Genomic DNA, 14,171 nt, shown 5'->3' on the forward strand with positions numbered 1-14,171 from the left:
GATGCTCCAGAGCTCGGCCTTCGATCCCGTCATCGGCGTCGACATCCACGTCGTCGGTGTCCCCGCGCCCCCAGCCCCCGCACCGATCCCCACACCAGTCCCCTTGCCCTTCGTCGGAGTCGTGTTCGATCCGCTGGGACTCGCCGTTGGTGCAGCGATCAGCCTGGCGGTCAGCGATGGCCCGGGTCTCGTGCTCATCAACGGCATGCCCGTCACCAATTGCGGGACCGCGGTGACCAACGTCCTGACCCTGCCGCACGCCTCGGCCCCGGGCGTGATGTTCATGCGCAACGGCTTGCCCGAGCTCGAGGGCGACGCCGAGTTGTTCTTCGGCTCTCGGGACGTGTACTTCGCGGGCTCCTACGGCGTCCGCCTTGGCGACGTCGCGCTGAGCTGCAGCGACCCCAACCGCTTGCCCACGAGCGTCGTGCTGGCTATCCCCAAGGGCAGGCCGGTCTTGAACCGCGCACCAATGGCGCCGGACTTGGCCGCGATCGCCATCGCTTCCGCGATGAAGGGGGCGATCGAGGGTCTCGGTGCCCTCGCTCGGCGTGGCGCTGTGCTGCTTCGCCGTGTTCGGCAGAACTCTCGCTTCTTCGAGCGTCTCAGCCGGCGACTCGGGGGCTGCGAGCCGCCGGCCAACGCAGGGCGCTGGCGACAGATGTGGCATCGCGGCGTTCGCTTCGTCACGGGCCACCCCGTCGATGTCGTGACCGGCAGCGTGTTCACGGAGGTCGTCGTTCTGGAGCTCCCGGGGCCGATCCCTCTGCGGATCGAGCGAGTGTACGAGAGCGCGGGCTCGGGCAAGCGGTCGAGCCTGGGCTTCGGCTGGAACCACTCCCTGGATGAGTCACTGTGGTTCGAGCGAGGGCGAGCCGTCGTCCGACTCGGAGATGGACGCGAGGTCGAGTTTGGGCTGTGGGATCTGCCCGAGCGCTCCGAACGGGGCATGCGCCCTGGACGGACGATCGAGCGTGTGATCCACAAGCTGCGCCTGACGTGCGTGGCCGAGGGGCGCTTCGAGCTCGCGTCGGCCGACGACCTGGTCCGCGAATACGCGCGGATTCCGGGGGACGCGACCGATCGCCTTCGGCTCGTGAAGATCCGATCCGCCGACGGGTGTCACGACGTGGAGCTGAGCTACGACGAGAACGCTCACCTCGCCCAGGCCCGGGATGCCTGCGGTCGGGTCGTGCTCTTCGTGCACGACCAGCAAGGCCGACTCAGCGCGCTGCTGGCACCCAAGCCGCACGCCGATGGCGTCTACGTTCATCGACGATTTCGGTATGACGCAGCCGGCGATCTCGTCGAGGTCGTCGACGCGCTCGGCCACAGTTGGCGCTACGCCTACGAGGGTCACCTGCTGGTCCAGGAGACCAACCGCGCGGGGCTGTCTTTCTTCTTTCAGTACGATGGCGTCGGAGCGCTCTCGAAGTGTGTCCGAACCTGGGGTGACAACGGCATCTACGATCACCTCATCTCTTACGACCAGAACAACCGGAAGACTCTCGTCGAGGACTCCCGTGGCGAGCTCACGATCTACACGTTCAACGAGCGCAATCAGGTCGTGCAGGTCATGGATCCGCTCGGCAACACGACTCGGTATGACTACCACCCGGACAGCGGCGGTGAGATCCTGCGCGTCGACGCGCTCGGTGCTGAACATCGGCAGCGCTTCGATGAGCATGGTAACGCCGTCGAATTCGTCGCTGCCGACGGCGCCGTGACGAGCATGTCCTACGACGGCTACCACCAGATCGCCGCACGTGATCCGCGGGGTGGAGAGTGGACATGGCGATACGGTCCCGGGGGTCGACTCGAAGATGCAGTCTCGCCATCGGGTCGCGTGGTACGGCGAAGCTGGACGGCCGGGCTACTCGCGGCGATCGACGAAGGTGCCGGACGCCGAACGTTTTTCCACTACGACGAGCACAAGCAACTCGCAGCTGTGACCCTGGCCAACGGCTCCGACGAGACCTACCGATATGACGGGCTTGGCCGCCTGGTCGAAGCCCGCGACGCCGGAGGCGGGATCACGCGCTTCATCTACGACCTCGAAGGTCGAGTCGTGCAAGCCCGAGGCCCGGCGAACGTCGAGCACGAGTTCGTCTACGATCCCGAGGGCGATCTCCTCAGCGCCCGCGGCGATGGTCGGGCGGTCCGCTTCGAGTATGTCGGGCACCATCGCCTGGCTCAGCGCGAAGAAGCCGGCACGCGTCAACGCTGGGAATGGGACTCCGAGGGGCGGCTGCGTGCGGTCATCAACCAGGCCGGCGAGCGCTTCGAGTTCGAGCGCGATGGCGCGGGCCAGGTCATCGCTCAGACCGGGTTCGACGGTCGCACACAGCGCTACGTGCTCGACGGCACCGGGCGACCGATCTCGAGCCAGCTCGCCAGCGGCCGATCATGGACGGCTCGCTACGATCCAAACGATCGCCTGCTCGAAGTTCGCCACGACGACGGCAGCCTCACGCGCTTCGCCTATGATGCGCTCGGGTTGCTCTGCCAGGCGCACAACGAGACCGCTGAGATCGAGTTCGAGCGCGACGCCGACGGCCGCGTCATCGCGGAGCGCAGCCGCATGCACGCGGGCGCCACTGATGGAGCCGAGATTCGTTCACGCCATGACGCGGCCGGTGAACGGGTCGAGGTGTGGAGCTCGCTGGGAGCTCGCGTGGGCATCGTCCGCACGGGCATGGGTGAGCCCTCGCAGGTGTTTCTCGGCGAGGCCGCGGAGCACCAGCAGCGTCCGTATCTTCGCCTCGCGCACGACCCGGGCGGCGATCTACGCTCGGTCCGCTTCGGCAACGGCATCGAGCTCGCCTGGACCCGCGATGACGCCGGGCGCCCCGCTACTCGCCGGATCACCCGACACGACCCGCGAGGGGCGATCGATCTCCTGGATCGTCAGGACTACCAGTGGCGCGGCGAGATGCAGCTCGCGCGCGTCGACGACCGCGAGTACGGCCACGACGCTCGAGGTAGGCTGGTCCGCGCGCAGCGAGGCGACGAGGTCACGCTGCGCATCCTCGACGCGGTCGGCAACGTTCACCGCCGCGAGAGCCAGTTCGGTCCGGGTGGTCACATCGAGCTGTTCGATGGCCACGCCTACGACCACGACGACGATGGCAACCTCGTCCGCCGAAGCACTCCCGAGGGCGACTGGACCTACGCCTGGAACGGCCACGGCCTGCTGTGCGCCATCGAGCGCCCCGACGGCGCGCGAATCGAGTTCGAGTACGACGCGTTCGCGCGGCGCATCGGCCGACGGACGCTCTCTCCTCACGGCGCGCTCGAGCGCGAGACCGCCTTCGTCTGGGACGGCCACGTCGTCGTTCACGAGCTCGACAGCCGCGAGGGCCTCACGACCTGGCACTGGCTCCCCGAGACGGCCACCCCGCTCGTCAAGGAGCGCGACGGTCAGCGCCTCGCGATCGTCGGCGACCACCTCGGCACGCCCACGCGGATGTACAACGAGGCGGGGGAGCTGTGCTGGAAGGCCAGCCTCGACATCTTCGGCGAGGTCGACGTCGAACTCGGCGTGGCCGGAGACTGTCCGTGGCGCTGGCCAGGGCAGTACGACGACGGGTTCCAGGGCGAGCTGTACAATCGCTTCCGCTACTACTCGCCCGCGCAGGGGTGCTACATCTCGCGCGACCCGGCGGGGTTGGTCGCCGGCATGCATCCCTACGCGCACGTGCCGGATCCGCTCGTGTGGCTCGACCTGTTTGGGCTCACGGGGGCCTACATCTTCAAATTCGACTCGGGGGAGATGTACATCGGCAAGGGGCCCGTCGAACGGGCACGTACGTCACAGCGCCAGCGCGCGGAACAGGTCAAGTCGAAGGTCGACAACATCGTCGCGGGCGCGCACGCGGACTACGGCGACAGTCGGATGGGGCTGATGGTCGAGGCCGAGCTCATGAAGATGCACAAGTTTGACGACGGCAATCCCGACTTGCTGAACAAGATCAACTCGCCTGGCAAGAAGAAACTGGCCAACGCGAGCCCTGCGGAGAAAGCTCTGGTTGAGCAACGGGCCAATGCTCTCCTCGTCAAGTACAACGCCACGACCGGGAAGATCTGCTGATGTTCATCAAGATCGACGACGAAGGCCAGGTGTGGGCACATCCAGCATGCCTCGACCTCGCCGCCGCACTCATACGCCAGCGAGGACTCACCTCGCTCCACGTGTGGACTCAAGGGAGCCGTTCGGAAGACGGACGCGTCGATCTCTCGCTGTTGAGCGGCGTGCCCTCGCTTCGCTCGCTCCATATCGCGGGCGACATCTCGGAGGATCGGATCCTCAACCACGAAGCGATCTACGGCCTCACTGCGCTGACCAAGCTGGCCCCGGGCGCGTGCCCGCCTCTTCAGCTGTCCTCGTTCCCTGATCTCGAGTGTCTGCGGATCGCCGGCAATCGGCCGCATCGTGGAGTCGGCACGCTGACGAAGCTGCGGGAACTGACCCTCTACCACCTCCCCGATGGCGATCTCTCCTTCCTCGGTGGTCTCGCCCAGCTCGAGGTGCTCGGGCTCGTTTGGACTCGAGGAGAGGTCCTCGAGGGTCTGGAGGCGATCGCCAACCTCACCGAGCTAGAGATCAGCAACAGCTCGGACCTCGTCCGCATCAACCCGCTGCCGCCCAAGCTGCGCGACCTCAACATCCAGCAGTGCCCCAAGCTCACCGAGTTCGGTTTCCTCGCCGGCAACACCTCGCTCGAGGTGTTCTTCGTCATGACCAAGGTCGACAGCCTCGCCTTCGTCCCGAGCATGACCAGGCTCGAGCGGTTGTTCATCACGGGTGTCTCCGATCGCGACCTCTCCCCCCTGCTCGCCAGCGAGAGCCTGCGCAAGATCTCGATCCGCCCGTTCAAGAAGCACTACAGCCACACGAAGGCCGAGCTGCTCTCGGCCCTCGGCCCGGACTGGCGCGTCGACGACGTCAGCTTGACCCGGGAGCCGGAGGCGGACATCTGAGCCGGTCACACCCCATGAAGGATCCCAAGACAGTTCGCGAGTGCACGGTGCACACCGTGCCGGCCTACTTCGACGCTGCGATCGAGCTCATCCACAGCGAGAAGCTCTCGGGCCTCAACATCTCCTACGACTACCGTGGCCGCGACGTCGATCCTCCGAAGGTCGATCTCTCGCGGCTGCGCGACCTGTCGTCGCTGCGCGCGCTCGGCATCGACGACTCCCTCGGACCCGACAGGGTCCTGAATTTCGACGCCATCCCCAGCCTGACGCAGCTGACAAGCCTCTCTCTACACGTCTATCCCCGCCTCGACGTCTCCCCGCTGTCCGATCTCGAGGAGCTGATCTTCACCGATAGCAAGAAGCTCCGTGGCCTCGACGCGCTGACCAAGCTACGCCGGGTTCGAGTCTGGAAGCTCGCGCGCGGCGACCTGTCGATCTTCGCCGGAGCCGGCGAGCTAGCGGAGCTCGACATCATCCAGGCCAAGCCCGAGACCTTCACGGGTCTCGACACCCTCGGCGCGGTGACCAAGCTCGGGCTCGGTCACTGCCGCAAGTTGGCCCGCCTCGAATCGATCCCGCCCGCGCTGGAGGACTTGCGCGTCCAGGCGTGCGGGAAGCTCAGCGACTACGCCATCCTCGCGGGACACGCTCGGCTCGCGTCGCTGCGGGTCGAACGCCCCGACAGTCTCGCCTTCGTTCCGACCCTGCCACGCCTCGAGAGCCTGAGCTTCGATGCGGTTGCCGATGGCGACCTGTCCCCGCTGCTCGAGAGCCCGAGCCTACGCAAGGTCTTCTTCTCCGCCAGCAAGCACCACAGCCACACCAAGGCCGAGCTGTGCGCAGCGCTCGGCGATGCTTGGCGCATCTACGGCTCCGGGCTGACGCGGGAAGACGGCCCCGTCAAGGCCGAGACACCCGAGACCGGCGTGGTCATCGAGCACGCGATCCTCGGAGTGCTCGAGTTCGATGACGCGGGGTTCGCCTCGACCACGGTGAGCGTGGGCGGTCGCTCCCTCTCGGTGCACGTCGACTTCGGCGACGGCGAGCCGGACACCGAAGCCCTCGATGAGCCGGCCCGGCTGGTCGGCACGCTCGACGTCGTCGACGGCCGAGCCCGTGAGGCGATGCTCGCCAACCTCGCGACCGGCGACGAGGAGATGGCCGTGCCTCTGTATCGCGCATGCCACCTCGAAGAGCTCGACGAGGACGTGCTACTCGACCTCTTCGGCGTCAGCGAAGCCGCGCAGGTCACCGCTGATGCGTTCGTGGCCGGGCTAAAGCTGGCGAGCATGGCTCTGTACCCGGGGAACGAAGATCAGGCGCTCGTGTGCGACTACACCATTGGTGAAGCGCTCACCCGCTACGTGCTCGCGGTCAAGCTGGATCGCTTTGGTCAGGTCAACTGCGTGTCCATGGAGAGCTGAGCTCGAGCCGGTCGGGAAGCGCAGCAGGTCGAGATCGGAGCGCCGGCCCTCGACGAGCAGCAGCTTGTCGTAGCCGCTCCCCTGACGTCCCCGCAGCCAGCGCCTGCGCATCGCTAGCAGCATAGCGCCCTGCTAGACTCCTCCGATGCGAGAACGGCCCGAGCCCAACCGAGGCAGCCTGCGCCGGGCCATCCGCGCCTTCCTCGACAGCCAGAGCGAGCGCGACCCCGAGGAGCCCGGGCAGCTCGTCGAGGTCGCCGCCCGCGCCCTCGGCCCGACCCTCGAGCGCTGGAGCCGGAGCCCCGGCCTGCGCCGGTTGATCGGCGGCGTCGAGCGTGACGTGCTCACGCGGCCCGGGGAGTGGGTCGAGCTCGAGGCCAAGCTCGGGGTCGCGGGCAAGTTCGGCGGCCGGGCGCGCTTCACCCTGGCGGGCGAGGCCGTCGCCGAGATCGAGCTCGAGGCCCGCGGCGAGGTCCGGGCGATGATCCGCGCGCCCGCGCCGGGGAGCTACGCGATCGCCGTCGAGCTCGTCCGCGACGACGCCCAGCGCCCGGCGGAGCTGATCGGCCGGCGCACGCTCCAGGTCGCGGACGCGCGCCCCATGGCCTTGATCGACGCCGAGCTGCTGCTGCGCGAAGCCCCGCCCGCGCCCGCGCTCGCCGAGCCCTCGGCCCACGCGCTGATCTCCGCCCTGAACGACGCCGGCCTGGCCATCGCGGTGTTCGACCTCCACCTGGAGGACCGCTCGGCCGCGCTCCACGAGGCCATGGCGCAGCTGGGTTTGGGCATGGCGGCGGCCCTGCGCTACAGCACGGACCAGCAAGACCTCGAGCGCCTCGGCGTCGACGTGGATCAGCTCTTCGCCCAGCGGGCGGTCCGCAAGCTCCAGGCCAAGGGGGTGGCGATCGCCGCCGTGGTCAGCCCCCGCGCCTGGCCGGCGGGGCTCGTCGCCGAGGTCGACTTCCTCTCCCCCGAGCAGGTCCTCGCCCACGCCCACGGCCAGGGCTTTCGCGCCGCCCACGAGCGCGCCCGGGCCTTCGTCGCGGCCCGCGAGCGCGCGGACCCGCTGACCTGGCGCCTCGATCGCGCGACGGCCTCGACCCTCGTGGCCCACAACGCCGTGCACGCCGAGCTCGACAACCGCCGCGCCCGCGAGCGCCTCTTCGAGCTGATCGCCGCGGCCCGCGAGTCGGTCCATCTCCAGTTCTACATCCTGCGCCCGAGCGAATTTCTCGAGCGGCTGATCGTCGCGCTGATCCACCGTGCCCGCGCGGGCGTGCGCGTGCGCCTGATGATCGACGCGCTCTACTCCGAAGAAGAGCTGCTCGGCCGCCTCAACCCGCTGCTGCACTCGCTGCGTGCCGAGGCCAACATCGAGCTCCTGGCGGTCGAGCGCATCGAGTCGGCCCAGGACGTCGAGCTGACCCGGCTCAAGCGCCGAGACCACCGCAAGCTGGTGATCGTCGACGGGCTGCGGGCGCTGGTCTCGGGGCGCAACGCCAGCGACGAGTATTACCAGGGCTTCGACGAGGTCCCGATCCACGACAACACCCGCCACGAGCGCATCCCCTGGCTCGACGCCCACGTCGAGGTCGCGGGGCCGCTCGTGCGCGAGATCCAGGCCAACTTCCTGGAGACCTGGCGCGATCAGGGCGGCTCCCTGCCCCGGGGCCTCGGCCCCGAGTCGCTGCCCGAGCTCGAGCCCGCCGGCGAGGTCGCGGCCCGGCTGGTGGTCCACCGCGGCCTCGCCGACGCCAACGGCATGGCCATGTACGAAGCGCTGCTCGAGCTCGCCGAGGACCACGTCATCATCGTCAACGACTTCCCGATCGTCAGCACCCTCGAGCGCGCGATCCTCTGCCTGCTCGCCCGGGGCGTGCGCGTGGAGCTGCTCACGGGCAGCGCCGCCGCGCGCCGGGCCGACGGCAGCTTCTTTCCGGCGCCGCTGCACCGCACCCTCTTCGAGCACATGGTCAAGGCCCGGCTCGAGCCGCTGCTCCTCGCCGGCGTGGCGATCTACGAGTTTCAGCCCCCGCCCTCGCCCCTCAACGTCGCCCGCGGCGGGCGCGTGCGCCCCTACGTCCACGCCAAGATCGTCAGCGTCGACGGCCGCGTCGCCAGCGTGGGCTCGGCCAACCTCGACGCGACGGCGAGCTTCTGGGAGAGCGAGGCCAACGTGGTGATCGAGGACGAAAATTTTTGCCGCGACCTCGAGGCCGAGCTGCGCGAGGTTATCGCCCAGGCCGTGCCCATCGACCCCAGCTCCGAGGCCTGGCGCAGCGAGCGAGCCCAGCGCGCGGTCGTCGGGGCGCTGTGGCCGGGCTCGCTCTACTCCTGAGCTGGCTCTCGCCGCCCGGGCGCGAGCACCCGGAGCTTTGGCCTACACTCTGGGCCCCCGGGCCCCATGAGCGACCCCAAGCCCAGCCTCGGCGAGCGCGCCCGCGCCCTCGTCCCCGACCTCTCGGCCGCCGGCGCGACCTTGTTCCTGGGCGTCCCCCAGGGCCTGGCCTACGCGACCATCGCCGGCCTGCCCCCGGCCATGGGCCTGTTCGCGTCGACCCTCCCGACGATCATCGGCTCGCTCTTTCGCAGCTCCAGGCACGTGGTCGTCGGCCCGACCAACGCCCTGAGCCTGCTCGTCGGCGGGGCCGTGATCGCGGCCGCGGACCACGACCCCCTCCAGGTCGGCGTCGCCCTGGCGCTCGGCGCCGCGGTCTTCCAGATCCTCGCCACCGTCCTGCGCCTCGGCGCGGTCATCGACTACATCTCCTCGCCCACGGTGCTCGGCTACATCACCGGCGCCGGCGTGCTCATCGGCCTCGGCCAGCTCCACAACCTCACGGCCACGAGCGGGCCCAAGGGCAAGCTGTGGGTGGCGATCCCCGGGTGGCTCGAGGCCCTGCCCGCGGCCTCGATGTCCTCGGTGATCTTCGCCGCCGGCACCCTCGTGGCCGCGATCTCGCTGCGCCTGCTCGCCCGCAAGCTTGAGCGCAAGCTGCCCGAGGCCCTGCTCGTCATGCTCGCGGGCATCGTCGTCAACCTGGTCTTCGACCTCGAGTCCCGCGGCTTGCGGGTGATCGCCGACCTCTCGCCGATCCCCCCGGGGCTCCCGCCCCCGAGCCTGCCCTCGCTCGAGCTGACCTTGGCCCTCGCCCCGGCCGCGGCCGCCTGCGCCGTGCTCTCGCTGGTCGAGTCCAACGCCGTGGCCCGCTCGATCGCCGCGCGCACCGGCCAGCGCCTCGACACCAGCCGAGAATTCCTCGGTCAGGCCCTCGCCAACCTCTCGGCGGCCTTCTTCTCGGGCTACCCGGTCAGCGGCAGCCTCTCGCGCTCGGCCCTCAACGCCCAGGCCGGGGCGCGCTCGCGGGCCTCGGGGATGATCACCGGGGCCCTGATGATCGTCGTGCTCGCGCTCGCGGCGTCGATCCTCGACCACACGCCGATCGCCAGCTTGGCCGGGCTCCTGCTCGTGGTCGCCTGGGACCTGGTCGACCTGCCGCGCATCCGCCGGACCCTGAAGACCTCGCGCGACGACGCCCTGGCCTTCTTCGTGACCCTGGTCGCGACCTGGACCCTCGACCTCGACAAGGCGATCTATCTCGGGGTCGGCGTGTCCTTGGTGCTCTTCTTGCGCAAGGCCAGGCTGCTGACGATCCGCGAGCTGGTCGTCAACGCCGAGGGCCTGCTACAGGAGCACGCCCTCGGCGCGCCCCTCGGTCCGCTGCGCCGCTGCGCCGCGATCCGCCTGCTCCACGTCGAGGGCGCGCTCTTCTTCGGCTCCGCGGGCGAGCTGCGCAGGGCGCTCGAGGGCGTCGCCAGCGAGCAGGGCGTGCGGGTGATCATCGTGCGGATCAAGCGGACCTCCGGCCTCGACATGACCGCCGCCGAAGCCCTCGCCGCCCTCGCCGAGAGCATGCAGGGCCGCGGCCAGCACCTCCTGCTCGTCGGCATGACCCCCGACATGATGCCGGTGCTCGAGCGCTCCGGGGCGGCCGCGGCCATCGGCGAGGACGGCCTGTTCCCGACCCGCGGGCGATGGTTCGCCGCCCTCGAGGCCGCCAGGCAGCGGGCCTTCGAGCTCGTCGGCGAGCACGGCGAGGACTGCGGCCTCGATCACGCCCAGCCCTTCCTGCTGACCGGCGAGGGTGTGCGCGAGAGCGAGTGAAAGTACCCTGTCGGCGATGCGCCGCGTCCTGGCTTCGTCGACCCCGCTCCTCCTCGCTGTGATCGCCGCCCTCGGCTGCGGGCCGCGAGGAACGTCCGAGACCCGGGCGCGGCCCCTCGACGACGCCGAGGCGTCCGACAAGGCCCCACGCCCGCCCCGCGCCGCGCGCTTCGTCTCGCTCTCGGACCTGCACTTCGACCCCTTCATCGACCCCGCGCTCGTGCCCAAGCTCGCCGCCGCCGAGCCCGAGCAGTGGCGCGAGCTCTTCGAGGCGGCCGCCCCCGACGCGGCCCCGAGCAACGCCGAGCGCGGCCAGGACACGAGCTTCGCCCTGCTCGACTCGAGCCTGCGCGCGCTCGCGGACCAGCTCGGCTCGCCCGCCGCTGGCGAGCCCGCGCCCGAGTTCGTGGTCATCTCGGGCGACTTCCTGGCCCACCACTTTCGCCGGAAGTTCGACGCTGCCATGGCCACGCAGCAAGATGACGCGCGGGACGAGGCCGCCTACCGGCGCTTCGTCGACAAGACCCTCGCCTTCGTCACCGCCGAGCTGCGCGCGGCGACCGGCGAGCTGCCGATCTTCCCGGCCCTGGGCAACAACGACAGCTACTGTGGCGACTACGCCCTGGCCGCCTCGGGCGACTTCCTGCGCATGGCCGCCGCGACCTGGGCTCCACAGGTCAGCCCCGAGACCGGTGAAGAGAGCGAGGATCTGCGCGAGGCCTTCACCGAGACCTTCGCCGTCGGCGGTTACTATCAGCTGCCCAGCCCCAGCGACCCCGAGCACCGGCTGATCGTGCTCAACACCACATTTTGGTCGGCGAACTACGACAGGGACGCCTGCGGCGAGCCGAGCCCCGACGAGAGCCCCAGCGAGCTGCAATTCGAGTGGCTGTCCACCGCCCTCGCCGAGGCCCGCGAGGCCGGCGAGCACGTGTGGCTGATCTATCACATCCCCCCGGGCATCAACGTCTACCCCGCGGCGCACCCCGAGCACGACGACGACCAAAAGCCCGGCTGCGGCGACGGTGCGGCGCTGTTTTGGCGCGCTGGCGCCGAGGCGGCGTTCTTGCACATGCTCGACGACTACGGCGAGACGATCACCGCGAGCCTGGCCGGGCACATCCACACCGACGACTTTCGCCTGCGCACCATCTCGGGCGCGGCGACCGAGCTCGTCCACATCACCCCGGCGATCAGCCCGATGTTCGGCAACAACCCCAGCTATCAGGTGATCGACTTCGAGGCCACCGAGGCGACCCTCGAGGACTACAGCACCCGCTACCTCGACCTGTCCGCCGAGCAGCCGCGGTGGGCCGAGGAGTATCGCTTCAGCGCCACCTACGACCTGCCGCGCTACGACCTCGACGGCGTCGAGGCCCTGCGTCGGCGCCTGCGCGACGAGCCCGAGACCCGCGCGACCTTCGAGCGCCTCTACCCCGCCTCGGCGCCAGACGCCGGGCAGCTCGACGCCAGCAACTGGCCGGCCTACTGGTGCGGCATGCAGATCCAGTCACCCGAGGGCTTCGAGCGCTGCGCCTGCGCGCTCGAGGCCGGGCCCCAGCCGAGCCAGCCGAGCGAGCCGAGCGAGAACTGAGGGCTCCCCGCGACTCGCCCCAATCACCGACCACGGCGGGTCGCGGTCGGCGTATCATCGCGCCATGTCTGCTGCGTCGTCTGCTCGCCTCGCCTCCTCTGCATCCGGGTCGGCGCGCGTGCGCTGGTCGTCCCCCTGGCTGCTGATCGCCGCCCTCGCGGGCCCCGGCTGCGCCGACGATGGCGGCGCGGGCGAAGCAGGCAGCACCGACGACGAGGTCGGGGCGAGCGAGGGCGAGTCCGACGACACGAGCACGGAGGGCGCGGACGGTCAGACCAGCGGGTCCGACACGGACACCCAAGGCGAGACCACCGGGACCGACGCAGGCGAGACCGAGACCGACGCGGAGTCTTCGACCGACACCGACACCGACACCGACGAGTCCGAATCCGACACCAGCACCGACACCGGCGATGCGTTGCCGATGCTCCCGCTATGCGGCACGCCGGCGCCCGAGGGAGCGCAGCTCGCCCCCGCGCTGCCGACCTACATCGGCTGCCCGCTCTTCGAGCCCGGCGAGGTCAACGTGCTCGACACCGGCGGCGGCGATCGCAGCTTCATCCTGGTCGCGCCCACGGACATCGCCGACGACGAGGTCCTCCCGGTGATGTTCATGTTCCACTGGCTGGGCGCCGACGCCGAGAAGTTCTACGACCGCGCCGAGGTCCAGTACGCCGCCGACTACTACCGCTTCATCGCGGTGATCCCCGACGGCCGCGAGGCCGCGGACCTCGTGCCCTTCCGCTGGCCGTTCGCCGTCACCGACCTCGACTTCTCGATGGAGCAGGACTTCCAGATGTTCGACGATCTGCTGGCCTGCGTCGCCGAGCAATTCAGCGTCGACAAGGAGTGCGTCTCGGCCATGGGCGTCAGCGCCGGGGCGATGTTCACGAGCATGCTGGCCAGCCGCCACGGGGATCGCCTGGCGAGCATGATCTCGCTCTCGGGCGGCGTCGGCGGGCTGATCAAGCCGTGGGAGGAGGGCGGCAACATCATGCCGGCCATGGTCCTGTGGGGCGGCGACGACGACTTTTGCATCGCCATCGACTTCGCCGAGGCCTCCAACCAGCTCGAGTCCGACCTCGAGGGCAACGGCCACCCCGTGCTCGAGTGCATCCACGACTGCACCCACGCGACCCCGCCCTTCGAGGCGCCCGCGGACCAGCCCGATCTCCCGACCTTCGCCCCGACCTGGGAGTTCATGCTCGCCCACCCCTACTGGCTCGAGGACGGCTACTCGCCCTACCAGGAATTCGACGCCCTACCCGCGCCCTGGCCCGACTGGTGCGCGATGGGGGCGGGCAACGCCGTCGAGCGCGTGGGCGAGTGCGGCGGCTCCGAGTGTCAGTGATCCGCCCGCTTGGCGAGCACCCGCGCCATGATCACCCCGGCGAAGAAGCCGAACAGGTGGCCCTCCCAGGACACCCCGACCTGGCCGGGGAGAACCCCGAAGATCATCGTGCCGTAGACGAGCAGCACGAGCGCCGAGAGCAGCATCGAGGCGAAGCGGCGCTCGAACCATCCGGCGAAGAGCAGGTAGCCGAAGTAGGCGAAGACCACCCCGCTGGCGCCGATGTGCACCGAGCCCGAGGCGCCGAGCAGCCACATCCCCAAGCCGCCGAGCAGCGTGCCCGCGAGGCTGACCCACAGCCAGGCCCAGCGGCTGCGCGCGGCCACCAGGGTGCCGAGGACCAGGATGCCCGCGGAGTTGCTGATCAGGTGGGGCAGCCCGCCGTGCAAGAAGGGGTGGGTGAGGATCCCGAGCAGGCCGTCGAGCTCGCGCGGGCGCACGCTGTAAGCGTCGAGGCGGCCGCCGAGAGCGTAGAGGTCGACGAGCTCGACCGTCCACAGCACCGCCAACATGCCAACGATGACCTTCCAGGTGGCCCGCCACTCGCGCCGGAGCGTCTGCCAATCGCCCTGTGGCTTGGACTGGGCCGTCCGCGCGGGCTTGCGCGAGGATTTGGTCGCGGGCGACATGTGGCGAGCTTAGCGCGGAAGTAGCCAA

Annotated in this window: 8 protein-coding genes; 7 read left to right on the forward strand and 1 reads right to left on the reverse strand. The window is 69.8% G+C overall.

Translation table 11 applies throughout. The annotated features are described in order from the left end of the window. Position 1: 1 nt before the first annotated feature. The 7 genes from G6O69_RS02885 (at position 2) to G6O69_RS02915 (ending at position 13,514) form a co-directional block, all read left to right on the forward strand. Positions 2-4,090, forward strand: a complete 4,089-nt coding sequence (locus G6O69_RS02885) for a DUF6531 domain-containing protein (RefSeq protein WP_172301995.1) — start codon at positions 2-4, stop codon at positions 4,088-4,090. Continuing rightward, the gene (locus G6O69_RS02890) at positions 4,090-4,980 is read left to right on the forward strand and encodes a hypothetical protein (RefSeq protein WP_172301996.1); all 891 of its coding nucleotides are present in this window, start codon (positions 4,090-4,092) and stop codon (positions 4,978-4,980) included. The genes G6O69_RS02885 and G6O69_RS02890 overlap by 1 nt, the downstream gene beginning before the upstream one ends. A 14-nt stretch (positions 4,981-4,994) precedes the next feature. Beyond that, the gene (locus G6O69_RS02895) at positions 4,995-6,404 is read left to right on the forward strand and encodes a DUF2004 domain-containing protein (RefSeq protein WP_172301997.1); all 1,410 of its coding nucleotides are present in this window, start codon (positions 4,995-4,997) and stop codon (positions 6,402-6,404) included. Between the two features lie 145 nt (positions 6,405-6,549). Next, complete coding sequence (locus tag G6O69_RS02900) at positions 6,550-8,742, forward strand: phosphatidylserine/phosphatidylglycerophosphate/cardiolipin synthase family protein (RefSeq protein WP_172301998.1); 2,193 nt, start codon at positions 6,550-6,552, stop codon at positions 8,740-8,742. Between the two features lie 66 nt (positions 8,743-8,808). Next, the gene (locus G6O69_RS02905) at positions 8,809-10,569 is read left to right on the forward strand and encodes a SulP family inorganic anion transporter (protein ID WP_172301999.1); all 1,761 of its coding nucleotides are present in this window, start codon (positions 8,809-8,811) and stop codon (positions 10,567-10,569) included. A 16-nt stretch (positions 10,570-10,585) separates the two neighbouring features. Further along, positions 10,586-12,163: a metallophosphoesterase gene (locus G6O69_RS02910; protein WP_172302000.1), complete on the forward strand. Its 1,578-nt coding sequence runs from the start codon at positions 10,586-10,588 to the stop codon at positions 12,161-12,163. 64 nt (positions 12,164-12,227) lie between these two features. Continuing rightward, a complete protein-coding gene (locus G6O69_RS02915) occupies positions 12,228-13,514 on the forward strand; it encodes a PHB depolymerase family esterase (RefSeq protein ID WP_172302001.1) in 1,287 nt (428 codons plus the stop codon). Here the strand turns inward: G6O69_RS02915 and G6O69_RS02920 are convergent. Next, positions 13,508-14,143, reverse strand: a complete 636-nt coding sequence (locus G6O69_RS02920; protein WP_172302002.1) for a rhomboid family intramembrane serine protease — start codon at positions 14,141-14,143, stop codon at positions 13,508-13,510. The two genes, G6O69_RS02915 and G6O69_RS02920, sit on opposite strands and share 7 nt — an antisense overlap. Positions 14,144-14,171: the final 28 nt, after the last annotated feature.

Source organism: Pseudenhygromyxa sp. WMMC2535 (assembly GCF_011083025.2).

Bases quoted from the DNA above. Each gene is read 5' to 3' on its own strand.
- G6O69_RS02885 (WP_172301995.1), top strand. From the start codon at position 2: ATGCTCCAGAGCTCGGCCTTCGATCCCGTCATCGGCGTCGACATCCAC.
- G6O69_RS02890 (WP_172301996.1), top strand. From the start codon at position 4,090: ATGTTCATCAAGATCGACGACGAAGGCCAGGTGTGGGCACATCCAGCA.
- G6O69_RS02895 (WP_172301997.1), top strand. From the start codon at position 4,995: ATGAAGGATCCCAAGACAGTTCGCGAGTGCACGGTGCACACCGTGCCG.
- G6O69_RS02900 (WP_172301998.1), top strand. From the start codon at position 6,550: ATGCGAGAACGGCCCGAGCCCAACCGAGGCAGCCTGCGCCGGGCCATC.
- G6O69_RS02905 (WP_172301999.1), top strand. From the start codon at position 8,809: ATGAGCGACCCCAAGCCCAGCCTCGGCGAGCGCGCCCGCGCCCTCGTC.
- G6O69_RS02910 (WP_172302000.1), top strand. From the start codon at position 10,586: ATGCGCCGCGTCCTGGCTTCGTCGACCCCGCTCCTCCTCGCTGTGATC.
- G6O69_RS02915 (WP_172302001.1), top strand. From the start codon at position 12,228: ATGTCTGCTGCGTCGTCTGCTCGCCTCGCCTCCTCTGCATCCGGGTCG.
- G6O69_RS02920 (WP_172302002.1), bottom strand. From the start codon at position 14,143: ATGTCGCCCGCGACCAAATCCTCGCGCAAGCCCGCGCGGACGGCCCAG.